23 protein-coding genes are annotated in these 25161 nt (G+C 37.1%); 7 read left to right on the top strand and 16 right to left on the bottom strand.

The window, feature by feature from the left end:
* Positions 1-111: 111 nt before the first annotated feature.
* Positions 112-1053: a DNA-binding transcriptional repressor DeoR gene (locus FS608_RS22205; RefSeq protein WP_144554753.1), complete on the bottom strand. Its 942-nt coding sequence runs from the start codon at positions 1051-1053 to the stop codon at positions 112-114.
* Positions 1054-1235: 182 nt separating this feature from the next.
* Between FS608_RS22205 and FS608_RS22200 the strand changes: the two genes are divergently transcribed.
* On the top strand, positions 1236-3416 hold the full coding sequence (locus FS608_RS22200; RefSeq protein WP_144554752.1) for an MMPL family transporter: 2181 nt from the start codon (positions 1236-1238) through the stop codon (positions 3414-3416).
* Between the two features lie 65 nt (positions 3417-3481).
* Here the strand turns inward: FS608_RS22200 and FS608_RS22195 are convergent, their stop codons facing one another.
* Positions 3482-3823: a cupin domain-containing protein gene (locus tag FS608_RS22195; protein WP_144554751.1), complete on the bottom strand. Its 342-nt coding sequence runs from the start codon at positions 3821-3823 to the stop codon at positions 3482-3484.
* Positions 3824-3988: 165 nt separating this feature from the next.
* On the opposite strand from FS608_RS22195, the gene FS608_RS22190 reads away from it, so the two are divergent.
* The 3 genes from FS608_RS22190 to FS608_RS22180 all read left to right on the top strand — a co-directional run bounded on the left by FS608_RS22190 (position 3989) and on the right by FS608_RS22180 (position 6826).
* Complete coding sequence (locus FS608_RS22190; RefSeq protein WP_186328853.1) at positions 3989-5104, top strand: metallophosphoesterase; 1116 nt, start codon at positions 3989-3991, stop codon at positions 5102-5104.
* Between the two features lie 152 nt (positions 5105-5256).
* Positions 5257-6537 carry an ArsB/NhaD family transporter gene (locus FS608_RS22185; protein ID WP_144554749.1) on the top strand — a complete coding sequence of 427 codons (1281 nt, stop codon included), beginning with the start codon at positions 5257-5259 and terminating at the stop codon, positions 6535-6537.
* Positions 6538-6547: 10 nt separating this feature from the next.
* A complete protein-coding gene (locus FS608_RS22180; protein WP_144554748.1) occupies positions 6548-6826 on the top strand; it encodes a hypothetical protein in 279 nt (92 codons plus the stop codon).
* Positions 6827-6925: 99 nt separating this feature from the next.
* On the opposite strand, the gene larC2 is transcribed toward FS608_RS22180, so the two are convergent.
* The 7 genes from larC2 to FS608_RS22145 all read right to left on the bottom strand — a co-directional run bounded on the left by larC2 (position 6926) and on the right by FS608_RS22145 (position 13765).
* Positions 6926-7402 carry a nickel pincer cofactor biosynthesis protein LarC2 gene (gene larC2, locus FS608_RS22175; protein ID WP_144554835.1) on the bottom strand — a complete coding sequence of 159 codons (477 nt, stop codon included), beginning with the start codon at positions 7400-7402 and terminating at the stop codon, positions 6926-6928.
* A gap of 70 nt (positions 7403-7472) precedes the next feature.
* Positions 7473-8417 carry a nickel pincer cofactor biosynthesis protein LarC gene (larC, locus tag FS608_RS22170; protein WP_144554747.1) on the bottom strand — a complete coding sequence of 315 codons (945 nt, stop codon included), beginning with the start codon at positions 8415-8417 and terminating at the stop codon, positions 7473-7475.
* Positions 8414-9172: a nickel pincer cofactor biosynthesis protein LarB gene (gene larB / locus FS608_RS22165; RefSeq protein WP_144554746.1), complete on the bottom strand. Its 759-nt coding sequence runs from the start codon at positions 9170-9172 to the stop codon at positions 8414-8416. Before larB ends, larC begins: the two co-directional genes overlap by 4 nt.
* Positions 9173-9198: 26 nt before the next feature.
* Positions 9199-10671, bottom strand: a complete 1473-nt coding sequence (locus tag FS608_RS22160; RefSeq protein ID WP_144554745.1) for a gluconokinase — start codon at positions 10669-10671, stop codon at positions 9199-9201.
* Between the two features lie 137 nt (positions 10672-10808).
* The gene (gene larE, locus FS608_RS22155; RefSeq protein WP_144554744.1) at positions 10809-11609 is read right to left on the bottom strand and encodes an ATP-dependent sacrificial sulfur transferase LarE; all 801 of its coding nucleotides are present in this window, start codon (positions 11607-11609) and stop codon (positions 10809-10811) included.
* Positions 11610-11700: 91 nt separating this feature from the next.
* Positions 11701-12471 carry an SDR family oxidoreductase gene (locus tag FS608_RS22150; RefSeq protein WP_144554743.1) on the bottom strand — a complete coding sequence of 257 codons (771 nt, stop codon included), beginning with the start codon at positions 12469-12471 and terminating at the stop codon, positions 11701-11703.
* Positions 12472-12496: 25 nt separating this feature from the next.
* Positions 12497-13765, bottom strand: a complete 1269-nt coding sequence (locus FS608_RS22145; protein ID WP_144554742.1) for a nickel pincer cofactor-dependent isomerase, group 22 — start codon at positions 13763-13765, stop codon at positions 12497-12499.
* Between the two features lie 239 nt (positions 13766-14004).
* On the opposite strand from FS608_RS22145, the gene FS608_RS22140 reads away from it, so the two are divergent.
* Both FS608_RS22140 and FS608_RS31435 read left to right on the top strand, forming a co-directional pair.
* On the top strand, positions 14005-15186 hold the full coding sequence (locus FS608_RS22140) for an ROK family transcriptional regulator (RefSeq protein ID WP_144554741.1): 1182 nt from the start codon (positions 14005-14007) through the stop codon (positions 15184-15186).
* Positions 15187-15384: 198 nt separating this feature from the next.
* Positions 15385-15516, top strand: coding sequence for a hypothetical protein (locus tag FS608_RS31435; RefSeq protein ID WP_260871773.1), 132 nt, complete (start codon positions 15385-15387; stop codon positions 15514-15516).
* A gap of 76 nt (positions 15517-15592) precedes the next feature.
* Here the strand turns inward: FS608_RS31435 and FS608_RS22135 are convergent, their stop codons facing one another.
* The 7 genes from FS608_RS22135 to uxaC all read right to left on the bottom strand — a co-directional run bounded on the left by FS608_RS22135 (position 15593) and on the right by uxaC (position 23652).
* The gene (locus FS608_RS22135; protein WP_144554740.1) at positions 15593-16453 is read right to left on the bottom strand and encodes a sugar phosphate isomerase/epimerase family protein; all 861 of its coding nucleotides are present in this window, start codon (positions 16451-16453) and stop codon (positions 15593-15595) included.
* Positions 16450-17460 carry a Gfo/Idh/MocA family protein gene (locus tag FS608_RS22130; RefSeq protein WP_144554739.1) on the bottom strand — a complete coding sequence of 337 codons (1011 nt, stop codon included), beginning with the start codon at positions 17458-17460 and terminating at the stop codon, positions 16450-16452. The genes FS608_RS22135 and FS608_RS22130 overlap by 4 nt, the downstream gene beginning before the upstream one ends.
* A gap of 66 nt (positions 17461-17526) precedes the next feature.
* On the bottom strand, positions 17527-18687 hold the full coding sequence (locus tag FS608_RS22125) for a Gfo/Idh/MocA family protein (RefSeq protein WP_186328852.1): 1161 nt from the start codon (positions 18685-18687) through the stop codon (positions 17527-17529).
* A 2-nt stretch (positions 18688-18689) separates the two neighbouring features.
* Entirely contained in the window at positions 18690-19577 is an 888-nt protein-coding gene (locus FS608_RS22120; RefSeq protein ID WP_144554737.1) for a sugar phosphate isomerase/epimerase family protein, read from the bottom strand.
* Positions 19578-20513 (bottom strand): AraC family transcriptional regulator, encoded by a 936-nt coding sequence (locus FS608_RS22115; RefSeq protein ID WP_186328851.1) that lies wholly within the window; start codon positions 20511-20513, stop codon positions 19578-19580.
* A 249-nt stretch (positions 20514-20762) separates the two neighbouring features.
* Positions 20763-22175 (bottom strand): NADP-dependent phosphogluconate dehydrogenase, encoded by a 1413-nt coding sequence (gene gndA / locus FS608_RS22110; protein WP_144554735.1) that lies wholly within the window; start codon positions 22173-22175, stop codon positions 20763-20765.
* Positions 22176-22248: 73 nt separating this feature from the next.
* Positions 22249-23652 (bottom strand): glucuronate isomerase, encoded by a 1404-nt coding sequence (uxaC, locus tag FS608_RS22105; protein ID WP_144554734.1) that lies wholly within the window; start codon positions 23650-23652, stop codon positions 22249-22251.
* A 250-nt stretch (positions 23653-23902) separates the two neighbouring features.
* Here uxaC and FS608_RS22100 point away from each other — a divergent pair, with 250 nt between their 5' ends.
* Positions 23903-25096 carry an ROK family transcriptional regulator gene (locus tag FS608_RS22100; protein ID WP_144554733.1) on the top strand — a complete coding sequence of 398 codons (1194 nt, stop codon included), beginning with the start codon at positions 23903-23905 and terminating at the stop codon, positions 25094-25096.
* The last annotated feature ends 65 nt before the right edge of the window (positions 25097-25161 follow it).

Genomic DNA, 25161 nt, shown 5'->3' with positions numbered 1-25161 from the left:
ATGTTTTTGTCGATTATCACAATGTAACTATATCAAACATATTGAACATTTGTAAATACATTTATGAACAAATGTAAAAAACTTTTTTATAATACATAAGACAGTCTTTATTTAGTTCTTATCCAGCAAGAATTGTGCTGTAAACTGATCCGTAACGAGCACGTTTGCAAACCCGCCTTTTAATGCCCCGTATATTCCCTCAATTTTATTTGGCCCGCCTGCTACAAGAATCGAATAATCCTTTTTCTTTAAATCATCCAAATTTACTCCAAGCGTTCTCTCATTCAGGCTCTCGTTGCACACTTCACCGTTTTCATCAAAGAAACGGGAGCAAATATCACCCACAGCTTTTCCATACAGAGATTCTAAGTCACTCTCTGTAAAATAGCCTAATTGAAATAATAAAGAATCTGTTTTAATTGGTCCGATCGTAAATAGTGCAATATTTGCCTGACTACCTAGTTCAAGGATTTTTCGGATATGACGATCCGCCTCCATTGCCTGTTTTACAACGACATGGTCCACTATGGCTGGAAGTGGAAGATTGTGTGGTGTAGTATGAAATGCTTTTCCAAAAAGATATAAAATCTCTGATGCATAGGTATTTGTTTCAGCGTGACTGACACCACCCTTTAGCTGGACAACTTTTACCCCTTTTACGAATTTCTGTTTTAATTCAATGGCAATATGGTAAAGGGTCGTTCCCCATGTCACGCCAATTATGTCATCATCCTTAACAATTTGATCTAGATAAATGGCGGCTTTTTCCCCAAGATAATTTTTTATAATATGGTCTTCATATTGCGGGATTGAAGCGACAACTGCCTTCTTCAGGTTGAACTTTTTTTCAAGTTGTCTCGCTAGATTCTCAACATCTTCCGTCGGATCCATTATATTAATCTGGACAATTCCATCACTTTTTGCCTGTTGTAGTAAACGCGACACAGTGGGACGGGAAACACCAAGTTTCTTGGCAATTTCGTTTTGATTATAATCCAACAGATAATAGAGCTTTGCTGCTTCAATGACTTTCGTTAACTTTTCACGATCCACTGTTATCACCTTATCGTTATTATTTTCTCTTTATTGTAACAAAAATAACAAACGAAATCACTTTTGTTTTACATTTGTAAAAATTAATATGAATATAATTTCATTTAAAACAATGAAGCTAAGCGAGGAACATGAATTTTCAGCCTCTTTAATGGGGAACAATTATTATGAGAGGAGGCGATATGGTGCAGAAATTAGGCGGATTTATTTACCAAAAGCGAAAGTGGGTTCTGGTAACATGGGGTTTCATTATTTTACTATTAGGTTTGTTTGCATTGAAACTGCCTGACGTACTTAGTGGAAATGGTTTTGAATATAACGGGGAATATAATAAAACACGCAACCTTCTCGAGCAAGAATTTGGATATGCTAAATCCTCCATTATTCTTGTTTTTGAAAAAGACAAAGCCATTAGTAATGAAGATTTCAGACAATACATACTGGCCACCTTTGAAAGGTTAACAGGCTTTGATGATGCAGAGCAATTGATTTCCCCTTTGGAACGAGAAGGAATGATAAAAGCACAATATGCCTATGGGCTTCTTACTTTTAACAAAGAAGCTGGAAACCTTGGGGCAGAAATCAGCCAATTAAAGACTTTACTAGTAAATAAAAAGGGGCTAAAGGTCACAATGACCGGCGAACCCATTATTGTCCAAGACCTTAATACTGCAAGCCAAGAAGATTTAGCAAAAGCGGAAATGATCGGTCTGCCAATCGCTTTAGTGGTTCTAATTCTTGCCTTTGGAGGACTTATTGCTGCGTCACTCCCGATTGTCATTGGCGTAGTTTCTATATTATGTACAATGGGAACCGTTTACTTTTTTAGCTATCGTGCTGATTTAACGATCTTTATATTAAATATTGTTCCGATGATTGGATTAGCGTTAAGTATTGATTTTGCCTTATTATTTATAAATCGATATAAAGAAGAAGTGAAGACAAAGTCTTTAAAGGATGCTCTTGAGATAACAGTTTCTACTGCTGGTCGTTCGATTATCTTTTCAGGACTCTGTGTTTTTATTGGTCTATCTGCATTGTGGTTTATCAAAATCGATATTTTTCAGAATGTTGCGCTTGGCGGAATGACTGTTGTGTTCATTTCTGCCGTTTGTGCCTTAACCTTTCTTCCTGCACTGCTTGGTGTTTTGGGAGATAAAATCAATAAATTAAGTATTTTACCCGCAGTGGACAAGCAAACGATAAGTTTTTGGTACCAGTTTGCTAAATTTGTCATGAGGCGCCCTATTCTTATGACTGTAGCTGCCCTTGCAATTCTTTTAGCAGGATTGATTCCTGTTCAACAAATGATTTTAGCGATCCCTGGTACAGAATCCCTGCCGCCAAATTACCCTTCAAGAACTGCCTTAGAAATCTATAAAGACCATTTTGTTGCTAAAGAAAAACGAGATGAGAAAAAAGTCATCGTGGTCCTTGAATCAAGTGGTAACATTATTAATTTGAATAATCTAACAAAAGTGAATAACGTGATTAAAAGTATTGAGAATGATGCACTGGTGAATACCGTTCATTCACCCTTTTCAGCTACTGGATTAAAGGATGTAAACCAGCTTTATCAAGTTCTCACTTCTGGGAAAACAACAAAGGCAGCCCCAATTATCGACTACTTTATTAGAGATAATAAAATGCTCTTAGAGGTATATTTAAAAACAGGTGAACATTCTGCTAAAGCAAGACAATGGGTAAGTAACTGGTCAAATAAGGATTTAGGTTTAAACGCTTCCTTTGGCGGCTCGATAAAATTCGAGCAAGAAATTTTTTCTGAAATATATCAAAAAGCACCAGATGGGCTGTTATTGATTGTCCTTTCGACTATCGTCATATTAATGGCAGCATTCCGCTCCATTCTTATACCATTGAAAGCAATTGTAATGAACATATTAAGCCTGAGCTGCACCTTTGGGATCCTAGTCTGGATTTTTCAGCAAGGGCATTTTGGTGTCAAACCTGTAGATATTGCCTTAATTTTACCTGTATTTGTTTTTACTCTTGTTTTTGGACTATCGATGGATTACGAAGTGTTCCTTATCTCGAGAATACAGGAATTTTACTTAAAAACTGGAGATAATAGTGAAGCTACAATATCTGGATTGACTTATACTAGTAAAATTATCACTTCAGCTGCAGCCATTATGATTGTCGTTACAGGTGCATTTGCATTTACCGGCGTCATGCCAGTTAAGCAGCTAGGAGTAGGGATTGCTATAGCAATTTTTATAGATGCAACCATAGTGAGGATGGTGTTAGTTCCAGCACTGATGAAACTACTTGGCGATTGGAACTGGTGGTTTTTTGGCATCAAAAATAAAAAACGGCAGTTGACTAAAAAAAAGCCAGCCTGATCTAAAATACAGGCTGACTTTTTTGTATTTCACACTATAACTTGAACCTCTTAACATTGTTTCTCTTAGATGTTCTTTGCATAAAGTTCAGACGGTATTTTGCTTAGTACTACATACAAGCTTACAGGTTCTTTTCCGGTATTGTTAAATGACATTTCCTCCTCACTTTGAACATGGATTAAGTCTGCCTCAGAGACTTCTGTTTCTTTCCCATCAATACTAATTGTGCCGTTACCGGTTACGACATAAATATAAACTTCTGTTCCTGGATGCTTATGAGTGGGCAATTGTTGGCTAGGTAAAAAATTTAATACAAAAGCAGTTGTTTCACCTTTTTTGTAAATAATCCTTTTTGTAAATTTTTCTTCGCTATATTCCATATATGATTTAACTGAATTCTTTTCCATTTATTATTCCTCCTAATTAATCTTCTATTTTCATTGTAATTGAAAATGATTTTCAATTAAGTGAGCCTGATCACATTTTCTATTATGTTTCCTTTATCATAATTCTAGTTAGAAAACGAATACTAAGAAAACCTTTAACGCAAGATTATGAAGGAGGTTTTCAAATTGAATAAAAAAACGTTTATTTTTCTTATCATCGTCTCACTTTTTGAATTCTCTCAACCTGCCTTTTCGTTTAAGGCAGCAGCTGTACAAACACAGCCAGGTGTCGTTGATTTACGTATCCTTGAAACAACTGATTTGCACGCATCCTTAGTCAATTATGACTATTATCAAACAAAAGTAGACAACCGAATTGGCCTAATCAAAACAGCGACACTTATCCGGAAGTCAAGGAAGGAAGTACAAAATTCTTTATTATTTGACGATGGAGATCACCTGAAGGGGAACCCTCTTGGAGAATATTTAGCGAGAATTCGAGGAATCCGTAAGGGAAAAATTCATCCGGTTTATCGTGCCTTTAATTATTTACATTATGATGCCGTTGCCATTGGTAATCATGAATTTAACTACGGTTTAGGATTCTTAAATGCAGCCGTAAAAGGGGCAAAGATGCCCGTCCTTAATGCCAATGTTTTCTCTGTTAAAAAGAAAAAACCATACTTTACTCCCTATGTTATTTTGAAAAGAAAAGTGATTGATCTGAATGGGAGAACTCATCAACTAAAGATTGGGGTAATAGCATTTATGCCGACACAAATTATGAAATGGGATAAGGCAAATCTTGAAGGTAAAGTTATGGCTAAACCCATTGTTGATACCGCAAAAGAATTTATCCCAATCATGAAGTCAAAAGGAGCGGATATCATTGTTGCCCTAGCCCATACTGGAATCAGCTACGGAACATATAGCGCTGAATCGGAAAATGCGGTCTATTATTTATCAAAGATTCCGGGCATCGATGTCATATTAGCAGGACATTCGCATAACGTATTTCCAAGTTCTATATATAAAAATTCTCCTGATACTAACATAGAAACGGGACAAATTAATGGTAAACCCGTCGTAATGGCAGGGGCTTTTGGAAATCATCTTGGAATTATTGATCTCAGATTAAAAAAAACAAATGGTCAATGGGGCGTATTAAAAGGGACTTCCTTCACAAGACCTATTATTAATGATGCTGGGACCTCCCTAGTTAAGAGAGATAAACGTCTTTATCAGTTAATTAAACCAGAGCATCAGGAAACTGTTGATTTTATTAATAAATTAGGGCTTTAATAGTTAAAACATTCTTTACTTTCAAACTTTAGTTTTATAAAATAAAGTTAATAAAATAAATGGTGTTTTTATTGGGGGAGTCTGTCAAATAGGCTCCTTTTTGTCATTTTTTAAAAATGGTCCATTTAAATCTTGGGAGAAGAGGTTACAACATGTCAACACAAGCATTAATCGCACTAGGTGTATTCCTAATTACCTATGCCTTTATCGTCACAGAAAAGATCCATCGCACGATCATTGCCATGTGCGGCGGAATTATGATGGTATTACTAGGGATTGTCGGGCAGGAAAAAGCGCTTCACCATATCGATTTCAATACACTCGGATTATTGACCGGTATGATGATCATCGTTGCCATAACCTCAGAGACAGGTCTGTTCAAATACATAGCTATTTGGTCAGCCAAAAAAGTGAAAGGTGATCCATTAAAAATATTGTTGGTGCTTGGAACTATTACTGCCTTGGGATCAGCCTTTTTAGATAATGTAACAACGGTACTATTAATGGTCCCAGTTACTTTCAGTATCACGAGACAATTACGGGTTAATCCGATTCCCTTTTTAATAACCGAAGTTATTGCCTCGAATATTGGTGGAACTTCCACACTGATAGGCGATCCGCCGAATATTATGCTTGGCAGCGCTGTAAAAGAACTTACCTTTATGGCATTTATTAATAATCTAACGGCTATTTCATTCTTTATCTTATTTGTTAATATTGCGATCTTAGCATTTATTTATCGGAAGCAGCTTCGAACAACTGATGATTTAAAGGCCAATTTAATGGACTTAGATGAAAAAGAAGAAATAACAGATACCAAGTTATTAATTAAATCTTTAACAGCTCTCTCGTTAACTATTTTGGGTTTTTTCCTGCATCAGCTTTTTCATATTGAATCTGCTACCGTCGCGTTAGCTGGTGCCTTCCTGCTGCTTCTATTAACAGGAGAAAAGTATTTAGATAAAGCATTTTTAAAAGTAGAATGGACAACCATATTCTTCTTTATCGGCCTATTTGTATTAGTATCAGGATTAATCGAAACAGGGGTAATTTCGTTGTTAGCAGATTACTCCGTGCACCTAACTGGAGGGGATGTTACATCCACATCGATTTTAATTCTCTGGGTGAGCGCGATTGCCTCAGCATTTATTGATAATATTCCGTTTGTTGCCACCATGATTCCAATGATAAAGGATATGGGGGAACTTGGCATTACGAATTTAGAACCTCTTTGGTGGAGTTTATCTTTAGGGGCATGTCTAGGCGGAAATGGCACATTAATTGGAGCAAGTGCCAATGTGATTGTGGCGGGTCTTGCCGCGAAGGAAGGTCATCCAATTACATTTGGAAAATTCATGTTGATTGCCTTTCCATTAATGATTTTATCAATTATTATTTGTACGGTTTACATATATTTAAGATATCTAATTTAGGAGGGGTATAATGAAAGTTGAGTATAAATATAACGAACAGTTTCTCGAGCTAAAAGAAATCCCTAACGGCGATGATTTTGAATTCACACTTACTTTTGTTGATAACAAATGGAAGAAAAAAATTGAAGAAATTCGTGAGTATTTTGATACAAATAACATCCTAACTGATATCCATTTTTATATTCATCCGAATAATAAGTTTCAAATAATCGTTAGAAAAGACTTTTATAATGAATTTATCATCCAGTTGTTTAAACAACAAATAGTTAAAGAACTTAAATGGGTTTAAAAAATGGCTGCCATTATTCTATATGGCAGCCCATTTTTATACTCAAATCTATTAAAATTTATCTACGAATCTTGCTTAAAATGAGGCGAGACTTTAGGCTTATTCTTCTCTTCCCAAAGCCTTCCAAACCATCTCGTAAACCTTTTTCACGGGAATGTCATGAAGTCGTGCAATACTTTTACATTCTTCAAACTCCGGAGCACATTGCACAACTTGTCCATTATACATTCCTTCTTTTACTGTCACAGGCCCCCACTCAGTAATAACTTTCCTAAACTTTCTTTCTAACCGGTGTACGGTTAAAGGATAATAGCGTATTCCTAGTGTGGTAGTTTCCTTAAAAAGAATTTCCTTCATTGTATTTATATGTTTCTGCGAACAAAGTAGTTGAAGTAATACGCCTGGTCTATTTTTTTTCATATAAATCGGGGTATAGAAGACATCATTAGCGCCAGCCTCAAACAGCAAGTCCATCACATAGCCAAGCCATTCTCCTGGAATATCATCGAGATTAACTTCTATTTTGACCATATGATCATCAATATGTTCATTATTGGGAGGAAGATGAGAGACCATTAAATCACTGCCTTTCTTTTCAAAAAGAGACATTAGATATCAAAAAAGGACGTCCGCTTAAAGGTTTATTTTAGTCCTCTCCAATGACGACACGGAGCACATTGGGATGATTTTTAAAGGTCTTCGTTCCAGCACCATAACCAATGGATGTAACCTTCATGGATGGTATCGGGCAAAATTCTTCTGCCAATACAGCAACAATCGCTGCCCCCGTTGGAGTGGTGAGCTCGAAGCGAATGTCAGATTGTTCAATTGGTATACCTTTTAAAATTTCAAGCGTGGCCGGTGCAGGTACAGGATAAATACCATGATCAATATGGATACGACCTGTTCCCACAGGAATGGGCGATGATTTAATTACGTCTATTTCTAATTGATGAATTAAGATAGCTGCACCGATAATGTCAATAATCGAATCTACTGCCCCTACTTCGTGAAAATGGACCTTCTCTAAGGGAATTCCATGGATATGTCCTTCCGCTTCACCAATTCTTTTAAAGATTTTTAATGCTGTGTTTTTCACAGGCTCAACAAAGCCTGCCCCCTCAATTAAAGCAACAATGTCTTTATAGGCCCGGTGTTCATGATCATGATGATGATGATGGTCATTTCCATGGCTATGATTATGATGGTCATGGTGGTGCTCATGGTCATGGTCATGAGCATGGATGTGTTCGTGAATTTGTCCATGCTCGTGATTGTGTTCATCATCATGTGCATGGGTGTGTTCATGATCATGGACATGATCGTGATTGTGTTCATCATCATGTGCATGGGTTTGTTTATGATCATGATGATGGTTATGGGAATGAACATTCTTCAACACCACATCAAATTTGGTACTTGTAATCCCATTTTTCACTAACTTTTTCCATGACAACATATACTCATCATCAATATGAAGTTTTTTTAATTCTTCTACTAAACGCTTCGGATCTGCTCCGGCGTCAATCAGAGCTCCAATGACCATATCGCCGCTGATTCCTGAAAAACAATCAAAATAAAGTGTTCTCAATTTTTCCCGGCCCCTTTTTGTGCAAGTTGATCAATTAATACTGCGTTATATCCCCCGCCAAACCCATTATCAATATTCACGACACTAATGCCTGATGCACATGAATTCAACATCGTTAATAAGGCAGATAATCCATTAAAATTTGCTCCATACCCAACACTCGTTGGGACAGCAATAACAGGATGAGAAACAAGTCCGCCAACTACACTTGGAAGTGCCCCTTCCATACCCGCAACAACAACGGAGACCGTGGCATTTTGAATTTCCTCCGCATGACTTAACAAGCGATGAATCCCAGCAACACCAACATCATAGATCCGATGTACTGTACTGCCTAATACTTCTGCAGTAACCGCTGCTTCTTCGGCAACCCGTAAATCCGATGTACCTGCACAAATTACGGCAATATACCCTTGTGGCTCACCTTCATATATAGTGTCCTCTTTCCAAAAGAGAATTTGTGCTTCTTCTTTGTAGATAAAATCAGGGCAAGCACGTTGGACAATTTCTGCCTTTTCCTTGGTAATACGCGTGACGAGCACTTGGTTGTTTCGGGCTCTTAACACTTGGATAATTGAAATAATTTGCTCAGCCGTTTTACCTTCACCGTATACGACCTCTGGGAAGCCTTGACGTTTCTTACGATGATGGTCAACTTTAGCAAACCCCAAATTTTCAAATGTTGCTAATTGCTCTTTTGCCTCTTTGATACTAAGGGTACCTCTTTGAACCTGCTCTAAAATTTCTTCAAGCATTCATTTCCCCCCTATTAATATAAACTTCAAAAATGTTGGGACATTCCGCTTGCCAACTTCTCATATTTCTCATAAATAAGTCTATAATTTTCACTATTATCCTTAATAGGAACAATTGGTTCACCCATTGGGATATTCTTTTTAATATCTTCAAAGGAATGAACTTTACCAGTAGCCACTAATGCAGTCCAAGCTGCTCCCCACGCTGCACTGTGGTAGCTTTCCGGCACATAAATTTCTGCTTCGAATACATCCGCCATCATTTGCAGCCACAATGGAGATCTGGATAAGCCACCATTTACATAAATCTTTTGATGTTTCCCGGCTAACCTTTCTAAAGCCTTGCCAATTTGAAATAGGTTAAATGTAATACCTTCTAAAACCGCTCGAATAAAATGTTCTCTTCTATGTGTGATAGACAATCCAAAGAAATTTCCTTTTGCTCGTTGATTCCAAATCGGTGCTCTTTCGCCATTGAGATAAGGATGAAAGATGATTCCATCAGAACCAAGTGGCACCTTTTCTGCATCCACAAGGAAATCAGCGAAATCCCTAGGGTCATTCAAAAGATCTTTTAACCATTGTAAGGCAATCCCACCATTATTAGTTGGACCTCCAATGATAGCAAAATCTTCTGTAAAGGAATAACAAAAGTTTTCTTGATGTTCACTCATTTTAACGCCTTTTGTGAATTGCCGAATGGCTCCGCTAGTTCCAACTGAAACTGCCACTTCACCTGGGAGAATCGCTCCAATTCCTAGGTTTGCCAGTTGGCCATCCGCAGCACCGATGACAAAAGGAAGTTCAGAATCAATTCCCATCTCTTCGGCTATTTGTGGATTAATCCCTGTTAATATCTCTGTTGGGGGGACAATTCTTGAAAGCTGATCTTCATGAATATCCGTTAAAGATAATAATGTTTGATTCCATGTGTGTGTATCTGGGTTAAATAACCCTGTCGCAGATGCCATCGAATAATCTATAACCCTCTTGTTAAACCAGCATTGAAGTAAATATTCTTTAATAGACATAAAGTACTTTGCTTGGAGGTACGGTTCATATTTCGTTTCTTTCATCCATAATAACTTAACAAATGGCGTCATGGGATGAACCGGTGTGCCTGTGTTTGAATACACCTCGTTCCCCATTGTTTCTATTACTGATTCTGCTTGTAGATAGCTTCTTCCATCAGCCCAAATTAAGGCTGGAGATATTGGAAAGCCATTCTCATCTATACAAATGAGGGAATGCATTGCAGAAGAAAAACCAACTGAAATCAACTCACGTTTTTCAATTTTGCCTTTCTCAATTACCTCTTTTATTGCTTGTACAGCTGATTGTTCAATCTCAATTGGGTTTTGTTCAACCCATCCTTGCTTTGGATAATGAAATGTGTTCATTCTCTCAGCTTCTGCGATTAATTTACCTTGAAGGTCAAATACGCATGCTTTAACACTTGTTGTTCCAATATCAAGTCCTATTACAACTTCTCTTGACATGCTCTTCTCGTCCTTTTCACATAACATAAGTATATTATTTATTGCTATTTTTATAATCGTTATATTAAAAGGCTCTGGATATTTCCAAAGCCTTTTTTAAATGTACTTTCCTAAACACATTGGCATAGTGAAAAGCTCTAAGACAACACCTTATTCATGCTTCCACTCTGATATCCTATTAAATCTAACGTGATATATTTATAACCATATCCTTGGAGTGCTTTCACGATTGAGTCATGATTTTCAAGAACCTTCTTCATATCATTTGGTTCTACTTCGATCCTTGCAATCTCGTCATGTGTTCGCACCCGGACTTGATGGATATCTAGTGATTTTAAATAGGCTTCTGCTTTTTCTACCTTCGTCAACTTTTCTTTTGTAATATATTCACCATAGGCAATTCTTGAAGAAAGACAAGCTAATGATGGTTTATCCCAAGTTGGCAAATCGAATTCGCGCGAGAGTTCTCTGATTTCTTGTTTAAACAAATTAGCTTCTAGGAGTGGACCACGTATCCCCTTTTCTTTAGCGGCTTGCATACCTGGTCGAAATTCATTCATATCATCCGCTATGACACCATAAACCACATTTTGAAAGCCCTTTTCTTCCATGACTGGAATCAAATGCTCAAATAAACTGCTTTTACAGAAATAGCATCGATTTTTATTGTTTTCTGCATAGCCTGGAATAGCGAGTTCTGATGTTTCAATCACTTGGTGCCTGACACCAATTTGATTTGCAAGAACTCTTGCCTCTTCAAGTTCACTAGATGGGTAGCTTTCAGAGTCTGCTGTTACAGCAAGGACATGCTCAGCCCCTAATACATCCACAGCTGCTTTTAATAAAAAAGTACTGTCTACTCCTCCTGAAAATGCAACGACTACTGATTCCATATCTCGGAGAATAGACGTTAATTTTTTGTATTTCTCTGTTAGCATGGTCCGTTTCTCCCCCAATCCCTTATCTAATTTTAAAGTCAGCCATTGTTAATTTATTTAATAGACTTTAGATTTATGTGCACCGGGGGATTTATATTGTCATGCTTCCAAAGCCGCCATCTACTTGTACGAGTGTTCCTGTTACAAAACTCGACGCTTTTTCAGAAGCAAGCCAAACCGTAGCACCCTGTAACTCTTCCGCCTCACCAAAGCGATTCATTGGAGTATGTCTCATGATTGATTCAATTCTCTCTTTATCTAAAATTTTTCGGTTTTGTTCAGCAGGGAAAAATCCTGGAATAATTGCATTGACACGAATACCATTTGGTGCAAATTCACGTGCCAAAAATTGTGTAACGCTGTTAAGGCCAGCTTTTGATACGGAATACGTAAACACTCTTGATAGTGGTGTTGTTGAAGAAACAGAAGAGATATTAATAATACTTCCTTTTCTATCCTGCTCAATCATTTTCTTCGCAAAAATTTGACAGGTTAACACAATACCTTTTAAATTTATATCCATAATTTTGTCCCATTCGTCCATGCCAAGTTCAAAAAATGGTGTGGCGCTATTTGTACCTGGCGCGTTTAATAAAATGTCCCAACCGCCGGACCATTGTTCAATTTCATTTGCAGCGTTAACCAAGGAATCCTTTGAACTAACATCTGCAGAAAATGCTTTGGCTTCCCCGCCACTCTCATTAATTTCCTTGGCCACTTCTTCTGCTTTTTCAAGATTACGTCCTACAATTGCAACTTTGGCACCGTGGGAAGCCAATCCTTTTGCCATAGCTGATCCCAAAACACCATTTCCACCAATTGCAACTGCAACTTTTCCATTTAAATCAAATAATTGTGCCATTAAATTATTCTCTCCCTTTTTTAAATTAAAATAAATTTCCATTTTCATTGAAAGGAATATCATAAAGATCAGAACATTGTTCCATATTAGGATGCTGCCTCACATATTCAAGTAAAGGCTCAGATACTTCAATTTCACTTAACACTAATGTATTTTTAATGCGGACTAATTTGACGTTTGTAAAATCTAGAATATTACATGTTTTAATAGCAGCTTGGAATGCTTGTTTATCGTTTGGTAAGGTTGTTGCAATTTTAGTTGGAGCAACAACAGTTGAAGTTAAGCCATTAGCATAAGTTCCTTCTTTATCCATCTTGTCAACAAGCCGTTGTGTCGTAAAGTCAGCCGTTCCTACTCCATTGGCATTTCCTTCAGATTGATGTGTTACATCGAGAACCACCATTTTGTTAACATCCGGTCCACCAGAAGCGTATGAAGTTGGATAACGTCCAGTAATATTTGGGTCCATTCCATCACCACTAATATTTTTGCCAATTTCATCAATGACAAGGACATCCAATTGATCAAAGAAAAGCTTTGGCAATAACTCTTTTGCTTTCTTTTGAAGCTCAGGTTCTTTATTTATTATCTCTTCTGATGTAAGTACTTCAATTATGGCTACTTTATCAAATGCATTTTCAACGGATGCAACCCCAAACAGGAAAGGGGTCTTTTCCATGATGATCTTCGCCATCGCTGGAACATTTTCTGCCATATACTTAAATCCCATTTGATGACAAGCTTCTGCCCCTTTTTGCTTTCCTAATCCAATACTAATCATCTTCATCATTCCACTTTCAACAGGACCACGAAAAGCTGTGTGTGGTTTGATACGGTTGATGACCACAATTCCATCCGCTCCTGAAGCAAATTTATCCACATAAATAGGTAATCCATTTGGCAGTTCACTTATCTTTACTACTTCCATTGAAGAGCGGATTTCGCATCCGACACTTTCTTCGGTTACCCCAAGATGTGCTAAGACTTCACGCTGTCCCTCTGCTGTCGCCCCCCCGTGGCTCCCCATACTTGGTACAATGAAAGGTTTGGCCCCTAAATCTTTTAAAAACTGGACTGTCACTGCAGTCATTTCAGGAAGGCGATCGAGTCCCCGACTTCCAACAGCAATTGCAATTTCCATCCCAGGCTTAACCTTTTCCTGTATATCTACTCGTTGTAATTGTGTCATCAGGGTTGAGCCAAGGTCATCGATCTTTTTGTTGTCAAAGTTAACTTTAACTTTTGCCATTTTAGGAACCGGAATATCTTTTAATAATTCTTGTAGGATACCCATATTTGCTTCACTCCTTTTTTTCCTATTAAGTTTTCCACTTTCCATCCTATTCCATGTATTTATGAAATTTATAATTGATAATCTTCTTCTGTAATCCCTTACAAAAGAAATATAAAAAAATATATTTTTATTTAATTTGTTTACCAAACAAACTAATTACCTGTATAATAACATTATGGACAATTTACGTCAATAAATATGAGATTTTTTCCTTTTAAAAAAACTAAGGAGGCTCTTTTATGCTCACAGGAGATGCAGCATTTATCAAAAAAATGAACAGGTCTTTAATCTTAAGTAAAATTGTTGAGCATAAAATGATATCTAGAGCAGAGTTGGCAAAAATTACGGGATTGAATAAAGCTACGATCTCAGTACAGGTATCAGACTTGCTGGAAAAAAAATTTATTATTGAAACACAACAGGAACACAGAAGTTTAGGGAGAAGGCCAGTCATGCTCTCAGTTAACCGTGATGCAGGTTTTGTCCTCGGAATCGACCTGGATAAAAATTCAATTACTTTTACCATATCAGATTTAATCGGTACTTCCATTCAGACCGAAATAATTAAATTGCAAGAATCAGATTATGATGTCATTCTGAGATTATTAATTGAACAGATTAATGCTTATAAACTTAAGTTCGCTTCCTCTTGTTACGGTCTAGTTGGGATTGCGGTTGGAATCCATGGAATTATAAATAAAGATGAAATGGTGGATTATGTCCCTCAACATGGATGGAAAAACAAAAACTTAAAAAAAGACTTAGAGAATGAAATTGGAGTCAATGTTTCCATCGAAAATAATGCCAACTTATGCTCGATTGCGGAAAAAGTATACAAACACCATCACAGTAATAACTTATTATCAGTTAGTTTGTATTCTGGAATTGGGATTGGTTTCATTATAAATGGTGAATTATTCAAAGGATACCACGGCTATGCAGGTGAGATTGGGCATATGATTGTTGTTCCAAATGGTCTGCCTTGCAGTTGCGGAAATTTTGGATGCTGGGAGCAATACGCTTCCGAAATGAGTCTGTTTATCAAAATGGCTGAAAAACAGAAAGATCTGCCTATTAACTTTGAAGATATCCAGCATCGGATGAAAGAATATGTTCCTGCTTTTAATGAAGAGTTCGATCAATTTCTTTATTTTCTTTCGATTGGGTTAAATAATTTGATTAACCTTTATAGTCCTGAAATCCTTGTGGTCAATAGTGAAGTGCTTCGTTTATTTCCAGATCCGGTTAATAAACTAAAAGCCCTTCTTTCTTCAACAATTAGCCATTATTCTAATTTACAGATCTCTGAATTTGGCAAAAAAGCATGTATTATGGGAGCCTGTGCTCTAGCCATTCAAAACTTTTTAGGAGTTTCAGAGCTGTGTTTAACTTTGAGCGAGGAAAGCTTTCTCGATAAATAGAATAATCAAAAAGTAGTTATAAGCCTACCTTCCAGTGGGCTTTTTCTTTTTCACTAGAATGTAATGAAAAAACGAGAAAATTGGTGTAATTATAAGAAAAATGGTGATGTGAACACTTTCATTATCAATGTTCCCGTTTTCATGGTGTTTGTTTCCGTTTTCAGTAAGATTGTTTAAATAATGATAATGAATGATAATATGAGTATCAAATCAATCGGAGGAATTGTAATGAAAAAATTAATTAGTTTAGTAGTTGAACAAATTGAAAAACATGGTGAATACATTCCATTTCATCTATCTGAACCAGTTAAAGCCAATTCACGTAAATAAAATGTGAATTGGTTTTTTTGTTGTTAAATAAAAGAAAGGTGCCTGACACCACCCTAGTGCCTGACACCCATTTTAATTAAAACCATTCACTAAATCCTAATTTTCTCAAATGTTTTGCTGAAGTTTCTAAGCAATCAAATGGATCGCGGCCATAGGTATCATCTTGTTCTACCAAGAAATATTGTGCACCGCTTTCAAGACCGGCTTCCATAATCGCCTTGATATCAAGATTTCCTTCCCCAAGTTCCGCAAATTCAATTGTATTCGTGAATATGTTAAAGAATTTAGCCATGTCTTTAAAGTCAACATCGCTTAAATCCATTTGACCAATTCGATAATCCTTCAAGTGTAAGAGTGAAATTCGGCCAGTATATCCTTTAACAAATTCCACAGGATTTACGCCTGCTCTTTGAATCCAGTGAACATCCAATTCAAATCCAAGTTGGGTGGTGTTATTTTTAATAATATCCAATAAATATTCACCATCAAATTTTTGGAATTCTAAGTGGTGTGTATGGTAATACAATTCAATTCCATGTTCTGCTAATTGGTGAGCCATCTCTTCAGCTTTGGCAATAAACTCCATAATTTTATCTTTATTTCCCATAGCCATTAACGGCATCATGCCAATTCGCAAATAATTACAATCAAGTGTTTTGCAATCATTCACAATTTTTTCAAAGTCACTTGTCAATGTCTCACCAGGCATTCCAGGAAGCATTGGCTCTACTGCAGCAGAAAGAGCCGCAATCTTAATATCAAAATCTTCACTCGCCCTTTTTATTTCCGCTACGTTCTCTGGAGTCATTGGGATTTGAGAAACTTCAACTGCGTGATAGCCTAGCTCACTTACTTTTCTCATTGTTTCATAGGCACCTAGCTCTTCAACTTTACCTTTAAGCATCATCATTTGAACGCCGATTTTCCCCTTTTTCATGAAAGTACCTCCATTTTTATTGATTGTTTTTTCTCTGATGACAGGTGAATCGCATCAATTATCGCAATGGATGCAAGTGCATCTTTTGCATGAATATATTCTTCTGTGTTTTCGGTAATGGCAGAATAGAATTGATTAATGGTTTTCGCATGACTAGCTCCATAATAATGCTTTGAACCCGGCAACTTAGCATCCTCCATCAATTCTTCTTTTTCCCCTGCTTCATTAACCATTGTCAGGATGCTATCTTTGATGGTGAACCTTGCTTTGTCAAAAAGAACCTCAAGTTCAACACTAGAATTATCTGCATTTGCATTCGTAGCAAAGAACAATCCCTTAGCACCATTTTTAAACTGTATACGGGCGGAAGCAGTATCTTCCACTTCGATGTTATAATCCAATAGTTGATCAACTGAACCTCTGAGCGATTCAATTTCACCGCCAACCAGCTGCATGAGGTCTAAGGTATGCAGCGCTTGATTGATCATCACTCCGCCGCCGGCATATTTCCATTGCCCGCGCCACGGCTGGATGTCATAGTATTGTTTGGGTCTAAACCATGCTACTAGACCCTTAACCCCTTTAATAGGACCATATTCACCTGAGTTGATGATCTCTTGAAGTTTTTCAAATGATTCATTGTTGCGATTTTGCAGGCAGACACCAATTTTAATGTCCTTGTTTTCTTGCTCTATTTCCACCAGTGCAAGTCCCTCTTCCGTATTCAAGCCCAACGGTTTTTCTAGAAATACATGAACACCTTTTTCCACACAAGCCTTCGTAACAGGGTAGTGTAGATAATGGGGCAGACAGATATGAACACAATCCAAGTCTTCTTTTTCAAGCATTTCTTCATAGTTACTGTAAAAGGTTGCTTCTGGTATTGAATTTGATAATGTTTCGTCATGATCACAGACAGCCACTAACTCGGCTTTTGAGTTTGCCTTTATCGCTGGAATATGGATATGTGAAATCGTCCCTAGTCCTATAACTGCAACCTTAAGCATTGCCTTCTCCCCTTTTTTTGAAACGAACTCAAAGCTGAGCAGCAATGAGTTCGTTTCATGTGGTTATTACTTTCTAACCGGATATTTACCTTCTTCTGCAATCCGTTTATTTAATTCTTCTAGGAATAAATCTTCATCAAATGGTACTTCTATTTCCTTGCCTAACCAGCTTGATAGGTGCATCGCATTTGCAAGTCTAACACCATTAATTCCATCGCTGCCAGGAGCTAATAAAGGGGTACCTTCTACAATTGCAGAAGCAAAGTCTTCTAATACAGCAATGTGCTGTTCGCCCCAAACATTACCAAAATCAAGTACTTCCTCAGTGAAAATATCACCTGCACCGCCGCCCATAAACAGCTTCATAACATCTGACATATCCATGGAATTGCTCATTTCATTCTCAGATTGTTTCAGGCGCTTGATGGTTACTTTCTTACTATCGTCTACCACGATTTTTCCTTTATCACCTAGGATTTCTAAGCGATCAGTTCCCATCACATCGTGTGTACGAGTGACGAATACACCAGTAGCACCATTTCCATAATCAAATACTGCAGTCACATCATCCTCAACCACAATATCTCTTTGATAGCCATAGTTTAATTTTGCATAAACCTTTTTCGGCATGCCGCACATCCATTGAAGCAAGTCAATTTGGTGTGGAGCTTGGTTTACAAGAACACCGCCGCCTTCTCCGCCCCAAGTTGCTCTCCATTCACTTTGATTGTAGTACCCTTGAGGTCTCCACCAGGTAGTAATAATCCAGTTGGTATTGCGGATGCTGCCAATCTCACCATTATCAATAAGTTCTTTTACTTTTTTATAAAGTGGATTTGTACGCTGGTTAAAGAAGATGGCAAACTTAAGTTCAGGCTTTGTTGCTGCAAAGTCGTTTAACTCTTTTACTTGTTTTGTATAAACACCAGCAGGCTTTTCCACTAATGCATGAATATTTCTTCTTAGAGATTCGATTCCCATTTCAGGATGGAGATAATGCGGAACAGTTGTTACGACTGCATCTACATCCCCACTTTCAAGCATTTCGATATAATTATCGTAGAAAGGAACACCAGGATACTTTTCTTCTGCTACTTGTTTTTTTGCAGGATCATTATCACAAATCGCACCAATCACCATGTTTTTAACTTTTCCTTCAGAAATGAAATTAGCGTACATCCCACCTTCTGCACCTAAACCAATAATCCCTAATCTTACATCTGCCATAATTAAATTCCCTCGCTTTCAATTTTTTTAAGAATGTCTAGGAGTGCTTCATATTGAAGCTTGTAGCCGCCGGCACCATCCAGCCCTTTGTTGTCCTTAATAATCTCGGTTGCATCCTCTAGTTCTAAATCCTTTAAAGAATCAAAGAGAACGAGATGTGGCTCTAGTGTTAAAAATCCTTTATAACCGCTCTTGATAAACTTAACTAAGAGTTCTGGAATTTTACCATCACCAGTTCCACAGACAACATTTTGGCTGTCAGTTGTTACAGCATCCTTTATGTGTATATAAACAATCTCATCTTTTAAGAGATCGTAACACTCTTGTGTATCCTCACCGCACTGTACGAAATTAGCGAAGTCGAAAATCCCTTTAAAGTAAGGAGAACCTACTTCTGTTAAGATCTCATGACAGCGTCTTCCGATATCACCAAAGATATCTTTTTCATTTTCATGCAGTAAAATTACATTGTATTTTTCTGCAATGGCAGCAAATTCCTTTAACTTGCTAACAACTTGACTGCGAAATTGATCTGCATCCTCCCCCTTAGGAATATAGAAGCTGAAGATTCGCATATATTGGCAATCGAGCAAGTTGCTAATTTGGCAAAGCGTGTCTAACATAAGCTTTTGTTTATCAAAGCCTTCTTCATCATTAATGAATATTTTACCGATAGGTGAGCCGATGGAAGAAACACCAATTCCTGCTTTTTGCAGCCTTGGCAGTACTGTTTCTTTGATCTCATCGACAGTAAAATCACCAATATTTTTCCCATCAATACCGCGTAACGAAATATATTTCATGTTTAAATTTGATACAACCTCAAGCTGGGTATCAAAATTAGATGATATTTCATCTGAAAATCCTGAAATCATTAAGTCTTGATTCATTTATGTCTTGTCCTCCTTTTTAACAGGAATGGTTCTACTGATTTTTGTTTTCCGATAACTTGAAGGTGTCATGCCCACCTTCTCTTTAAAATAGCGGCTGAAATGAGCGATACTCTCGAATCCCGTAGCCTGTGATACCTCTGTTAACGTTAGATCGGGTTCTATTTCCAATAAATATTTCACCTGATTAAGCCTGCAGCCCATCACATATTCCATCACAGTAAAACCAGTGACTTCCTTAAAAACATGGGAAGTATAATACTTACTTAGATTCAACTCCGCTGCCAATCGATCTAAACTAACTTTTTCGCTATAGTGATCATTAATCCAAGAGGCAATTTCCTCAGCATGGAGTTCTTTTTCAGACTTTCTACTTGTCACATGGGCCAATTCATTTTGACTCATTTTATAAATCCTAAGCAGCAATTGAATTAACTCCAGCTTTACTTCTGCTTCTAAAAATTGGTTCCTTTTCCCTGTCCGCTGCATCTCTTCATCCAATTGGGCCAGTGAGCCTGCTATCTGTTTGATCTGTCCATCAACAAAAAGTCCCGATTCATCATACCCCGTTCGAATTAAATAATTGTTAAGCTTTTGAAACGGGTCCAATAAATTGGGCAATCCCAGCACAGGCAATATCTCCTGAAGCCAGATCGGAGAAAAATGAAGCATGCTTCGAGTATAGGTACTGCCCATCTGCGGGTTCGCTTTATGCAGGGTCATGCCATCCAAAAGTATAATATCACCAGGCTCTAAATCATAAATCCGATTGTTGATTAAATACTTACAATCACCTGAATGGAAAAAATAAATTTCATATTCTTGGTGTGAGTGAAAATTAAATATAAAGGACTCTACTCCCTGCATACGGTAGAAGGCGCTGATCCAATTCTCTGTAACTTTTATTTTATAAGAAGAGGAATTCCCCTTATCCATTACTCTCACACCTTTCAGGTAAGCACTAACAAAATTAGTTCGTTTACTGAACATACTTTTATTTTATTGCAAACTAACTAAAAAAACATTCTCTAAAAATGCCCAAATTCGAATGATTTTTGACTGATATTGCTCTGAAAGAAGAAACCTCAGTCAATTTATCACAAAAAAAAGAGACAATCCCAGCTCTAATGCTAGTTTTGTCTCTGTAGTAGGAAAAATACGTCCTTCTATACAATTCCAAACTTATTATTCCATCCAGTTTGTATGGAAAACTCCTTCTTTATCAACACGTTGATAAGTGTGAGCACCAAAGTAGTCACGTTGCGCTTGCAACAAATTCGCTGGAAGTGTTTCTGTACGGTAGCTGTCATAATACGCAATTGCGCTCGCAAAGGATGGAACAGGGATTCCACGTTCAATTGCCATAGCAAGAACTTGGCGTAATGGCTGCTGATAATTCTCAACGATTTCTTTAAAATAAGGATCTAGTAATAAGTTTCTTAATTCAGGATCACGATCATACGCATCTTTTATTTTTTGTAAGAATTGCGCACGAATGATACAGCCGCCGCGGAAAATCATAGCGATATCTCCGTAACGAAGATTCCAATCGTATTCTTCTGATGCAGCACGCATTTGGGCAAAACCTTGTGCATAAGAAACAATTTTACTCATATATAATGCCTTACGAACTGCTTCGATTAATTCTTCTTTATTTCCTTCAAATCCTTTAACTTCTGGTCCATTAAGAACCTGACTTGCCTTTACACGCTCTTCCTTCATTGCTGAAATAAAGCGGGCAAATACAGATTCAGTGATAATTGGTAGTGGAACACCTAAGTCTAAAGCATTTTGGCTTGTCCATTTACCAGTACCCTTTTGTCCAGCTGTATCAAGGATTAAATCCACCATTGGTTTACCAGTTTCTTCGTCCACTTTTGTAAAGATATCAGCTGTAATTTCAATCAAATAGCTGTCTAATTCGCCTTTATTCCATTCAGCAAAGACCTCATGAAGCTCTTTTGCATCTAAACCAAGGACATTTTTCAAAATAAAATAAGCTTCACAGATTAACTGCATATCACCATATTCGATTCCGTTATGAACCATTTTCACATAGTGACCAGCACCATTTGGACCAATATACGTACAGCAAGGATCGCCCTCTACTTTTGCAGAAATGGCTTCTAAAATTGGTTTAACAAGGTTATAAGCTTCTTCTTTACCGCCTGGCATGATAGAAGGACCTTTTAATGCGCCTTCTTCCCCACCTGAAACGCCAGTTCCGATGAAATGGAACCCTGCTGTCTCTAGTTCCTTATTACGTCTAATTGTATCTTGGAAGAATGTATTCCCACCGTCAATTAGGATATCGCCTTCTTCAAGAAATGGCTTCAAGGAGTCAATTGTACCATCTGTTGCATTACCAGCTTTAACCATTAATAGAATTTTGCGAGGCTTTTCTAAAGAATTAACGAATTCTTCAACAGTACGTGCACCTACAAAGTTTTTTCCTTCTGCTTCATTCTTTAAGAATTCTTCTGTTTTTTCATAAGAACGATTAAATACAGCGACAGAATAACCACGGCTTTCGATATTTAGGGCAAGGTTTTTACCCATAACAGCTAAACCAACTACACCAATTTGTTGTTTAGACATACAATCCCTCTTTCTATTTTAATACTATTTAGATAACCATATTTCTTTCATCAATACAATTAAAAAGTGCTTTTTAGCGTCTTAAAAAATATTTTTCGGCATTATCATAGCAAATATTCCTTACCATTTGCTCCATTTGCTTCATATCATTTGGTACAGAACCTTTTTCCACCCATTCGCCAAGGATGTTACATAGTATTCTGCGGAAGTAATCGTGACGGGCATAAGATAAGAAGCTGCGCGAGTCTGTCAGCATACCGATAAAGTGGCTGAGTAATCCAACATTTGCATAATCCTTCATTTGTCTCTCCATACCATCGATATGATCAACAAACCACCAGCCTGAACCTAATTGAACCTTTCCAGGAACACCTTCTTCATAGAAGTTCCCCATCATACCAGCTAATGTTACGTTATCTTTTTGATTCAAGTTAAATAATACCGTTCTTGGCAGTGCGTTTTCTTGATCCAATGAATCAAGGAATCTCGACAAGCCTTCAGTCATATTAGCTTCTCCAACTGAATCAAATCCAACATCTGTTCCAAGCAATTCTTTCATTCTTGTGTTATTGTTTCGCATTGCTCCCATGTGAAGCTGCATAACCCACTGCTTTTCAGCATACATTTTTCCAAGTTCTTTTAAAAGGAAAATACGATAGGCAATCAATTCATTATGTGTAAGCTGTTCACCGCTTAGACGTTTATTGAAGATCGCTTCAACTTCTTGTTTGCTTGTTTCTACATATTCCATCTTTTGGATGTCATGATCAGAGGCACGGCCTCCATTTTCATGAAAATACTCAACTCTTTGTTTCAAAGCTGTTAAAAAGCCATCTAAGGAATCTGTTTTTATCCCGGAAACATCCGCCAATTTTTCAATCCAGCTTACAAAAGTGGGGCGTTCAATAAAGAGTGCACCATCTGGTCGGAATGTTGGAGCAATCATAGGTTCGAAGGTGTCATCATTTTTCAATAATTCATGGTATTCTAGTGTAGAGATTGGATCATCGGTTGTTCCGATAAACTTTACATTTGACCTTTCAATTAAAGCCCTCGCACTGAATTCTGATGTCTGTAATTTTTCATTACATTCATCCCAAATTTCACGAGCTGTTTCTGGACTTAATACTTTATCAATCCCGAAATACATTTTTAATTCTAAGTGCGTCCAATGATAAACAGGATTTCCAAGTAAATGAGGAACCGTCTCTGCCCACTTTTCAAATTTCTCCCAATCACTAGCATCACCTGTTATAAAACGTTCACCAACACCATTCATGCGCATCGTTCTCCACTTGTAATGGTCTCCCCCAAGCCAGATTTGTGTAATATTTTCATATGACTTGTTTTCCCAAACTTCCTTTGGGTCTAAGTGACAATGGAAATCAAAAATTGGTGAAGTTGCTGCAGCATTTTCATACAAATTTACGGCAGTTTCGGAATTTAGCAAAAAGTGTTGATCCATAAATTTTTTCATCTAGTATCTCTCCTTTAAATAGAAATTCATACTGGTCATGTATATTCTGTAACCCCTTACAGAAATATATAATTATACGTTTTTAATACATTTACTTTAATTTGTTTATTAAACAAATTAACTACATGAATAATTTATCACGATTAATATGTTTAGTCAATTAACTATTTAGTAATAATAAACCTATTTAAATGAAAGAACTGTTATAATAGTAATATGCATAAAGAAATACCCGAAATGGAGGATATATATGGTTACCGGTGATGCGGCATATATTAAGAAAATAAATCGTTCTTTAATCATCAGAGAAATTGTAAAAGAAGGAATGATTTCAAGAGCGGACCTATCTAAAGCTACTAACTTGACGAGAGCTACGATATCAGCTCAGGTTGCAGACTTATTGGAAGAAGGACTTATAATCGAGACACATCTTGAACATTATTCGGTTGGAAGAAAACCAATTATGCTCTCATTAAATGGACAAGCTGGCTATGCACTTGGCATTGATCTTGATTATGGTCAAGCCTCATTTACATTAACAGACCTTCTTGGCTGTCCTGTTTCATCTAATATTATTAAAATTAGTTCTGTAGATTATACAGAGATATTTCATCTTTTAGTTGACCAAATTGAAAAATACAAAGCTAATTTTATTGACAGTCGTTATGGCATTGTCGGTATTGTCATTGCAATCCATGGCCTGGTTGCAAAAGATGAAGTCATTCACTATATTCCAAAGCTTAATTGGCACAATATCCACCTAAAAAGTGATTTAGAAAGAGAATTCGATATACCTATTCATCTTGAAAACAATGCAAATCTAAGTTCTTTTGCCGAGCGGGTTTATGTACATCATGAAACAGACAATCTGCTGTGTGCTACTCTTTATTCGGGGATTGGTCTTGGCATGATGATGAATGATGATTTTTTCAGAGGGCATGAAGGTTATGCTGGCGAAATTGGTCATATGATTGTAGTGCCAGGAGGTAAACCTTGCAATTGTGGAAATAAAGGGTGCTGGGAAAAATATGCCTCCGAATCTAGTATATTTGAATATCTATCCGAAAAAAGGAAAATCAACAATTTATCTTACGAACATATTCAAAAGTGGCTAGATGAAGGCGATGAGGAAGTACATGACTTGATGCAGCAATTTATTTTCTACCTATCAATCGGATTGAATAATATGATAAACATGTATAACCCGGATGTGCTCGTGCTTGATAGTGAACTGTTGCGTATGTATCCAGATTCCCTCGAAAAAATTAGCAAGAATCTGAATTCTTCCATCAGCCATTACCGTGAATTAATGATTTCATCAATCGGAAATAAATCTTGCGTCCTTGGGGCATGTGCACTTGCTATAAAACATTTTCTTGATGTCCCAATGTTAAATTTATCGTTTGATTTTGAAACCAACAAATTTGAAAACGCAATCATTTGATTTTGTGATTGCCTCCTTTTTATCGTGTAAGCCCCTTTTAGCGATTGCTAAAAGGGGCTTTTTTC

This window comes from Bacillus sp. X1(2014) (genome assembly GCF_007678255.1).
The sequence above is the reverse complement of the archived record's forward strand: the minus strand, read 5'-3'. Positions and strand labels throughout refer to the sequence as shown.

Bases quoted from the DNA above. Each gene is read 5' to 3' on its own strand.
- FS608_RS22200 (WP_144554752.1), top strand. From the start codon at position 1,236: ATGGTGCAGAAATTAGGCGGATTTATTTACCAAAAGCGAAAGTGGGTT.
- FS608_RS22180 (WP_144554748.1), top strand. From the start codon at position 6,548: ATGAAAGTTGAGTATAAATATAACGAACAGTTTCTCGAGCTAAAAGAA.
- FS608_RS22195 (WP_144554751.1), bottom strand. From the start codon at position 3,823: ATGGAAAAGAATTCAGTTAAATCATATATGGAATATAGCGAAGAAAAA.
- FS608_RS22100 (WP_144554733.1), top strand. From the start codon at position 23,903: ATGGTTACCGGTGATGCGGCATATATTAAGAAAATAAATCGTTCTTTA.
- FS608_RS22145 (WP_144554742.1), bottom strand. From the start codon at position 13,765: ATGGGTATCCTACAAGAATTATTAAAAGATATTCCGGTTCCTAAAATG.
- FS608_RS22150 (WP_144554743.1), bottom strand. From the start codon at position 12,471: ATGGCACAATTATTTGATTTAAATGGAAAAGTTGCAGTTGCAATTGGT.
- FS608_RS22135 (WP_144554740.1), bottom strand. From the start codon at position 16,453: ATGAAAAAGGGGAAAATCGGCGTTCAAATGATGATGCTTAAAGGTAAA.
- FS608_RS22115 (WP_186328851.1), bottom strand. From the start codon at position 20,513: ATGGATAAGGGGAATTCCTCTTCTTATAAAATAAAAGTTACAGAGAAT.
- FS608_RS31435 (WP_260871773.1), top strand. From the start codon at position 15,385: ATGAGTATCAAATCAATCGGAGGAATTGTAATGAAAAAATTAATTAGT.
- FS608_RS22140 (WP_144554741.1), top strand. From the start codon at position 14,005: ATGCTCACAGGAGATGCAGCATTTATCAAAAAAATGAACAGGTCTTTA.
- FS608_RS22130 (WP_144554739.1), bottom strand. From the start codon at position 17,460: ATGCTTAAGGTTGCAGTTATAGGACTAGGGACGATTTCACATATCCAT.
- larE (WP_144554744.1), bottom strand. From the start codon at position 11,609: ATGCTAACAGAGAAATACAAAAAATTAACGTCTATTCTCCGAGATATG.
- FS608_RS22160 (WP_144554745.1), bottom strand. From the start codon at position 10,671: ATGTCAAGAGAAGTTGTAATAGGACTTGATATTGGAACAACAAGTGTT.
- FS608_RS22125 (WP_186328852.1), bottom strand. From the start codon at position 18,687: ATGGCAGATGTAAGATTAGGGATTATTGGTTTAGGTGCAGAAGGTGGG.
- uxaC (WP_144554734.1), bottom strand. From the start codon at position 23,652: ATGAAAAAATTTATGGATCAACACTTTTTGCTAAATTCCGAAACTGCC.
- FS608_RS22120 (WP_144554737.1), bottom strand. From the start codon at position 19,577: ATGAATCAAGACTTAATGATTTCAGGATTTTCAGATGAAATATCATCT.
- larC2 (WP_144554835.1), bottom strand. From the start codon at position 7,402: ATGGTCTCTCATCTTCCTCCCAATAATGAACATATTGATGATCATATG.
- larB (WP_144554746.1), bottom strand. From the start codon at position 9,172: ATGCTTGAAGAAATTTTAGAGCAGGTTCAAAGAGGTACCCTTAGTATC.
- FS608_RS22185 (WP_144554749.1), top strand. From the start codon at position 5,257: ATGTCAACACAAGCATTAATCGCACTAGGTGTATTCCTAATTACCTAT.
- gndA (WP_144554735.1), bottom strand. From the start codon at position 22,175: ATGTCTAAACAACAAATTGGTGTAGTTGGTTTAGCTGTTATGGGTAAA.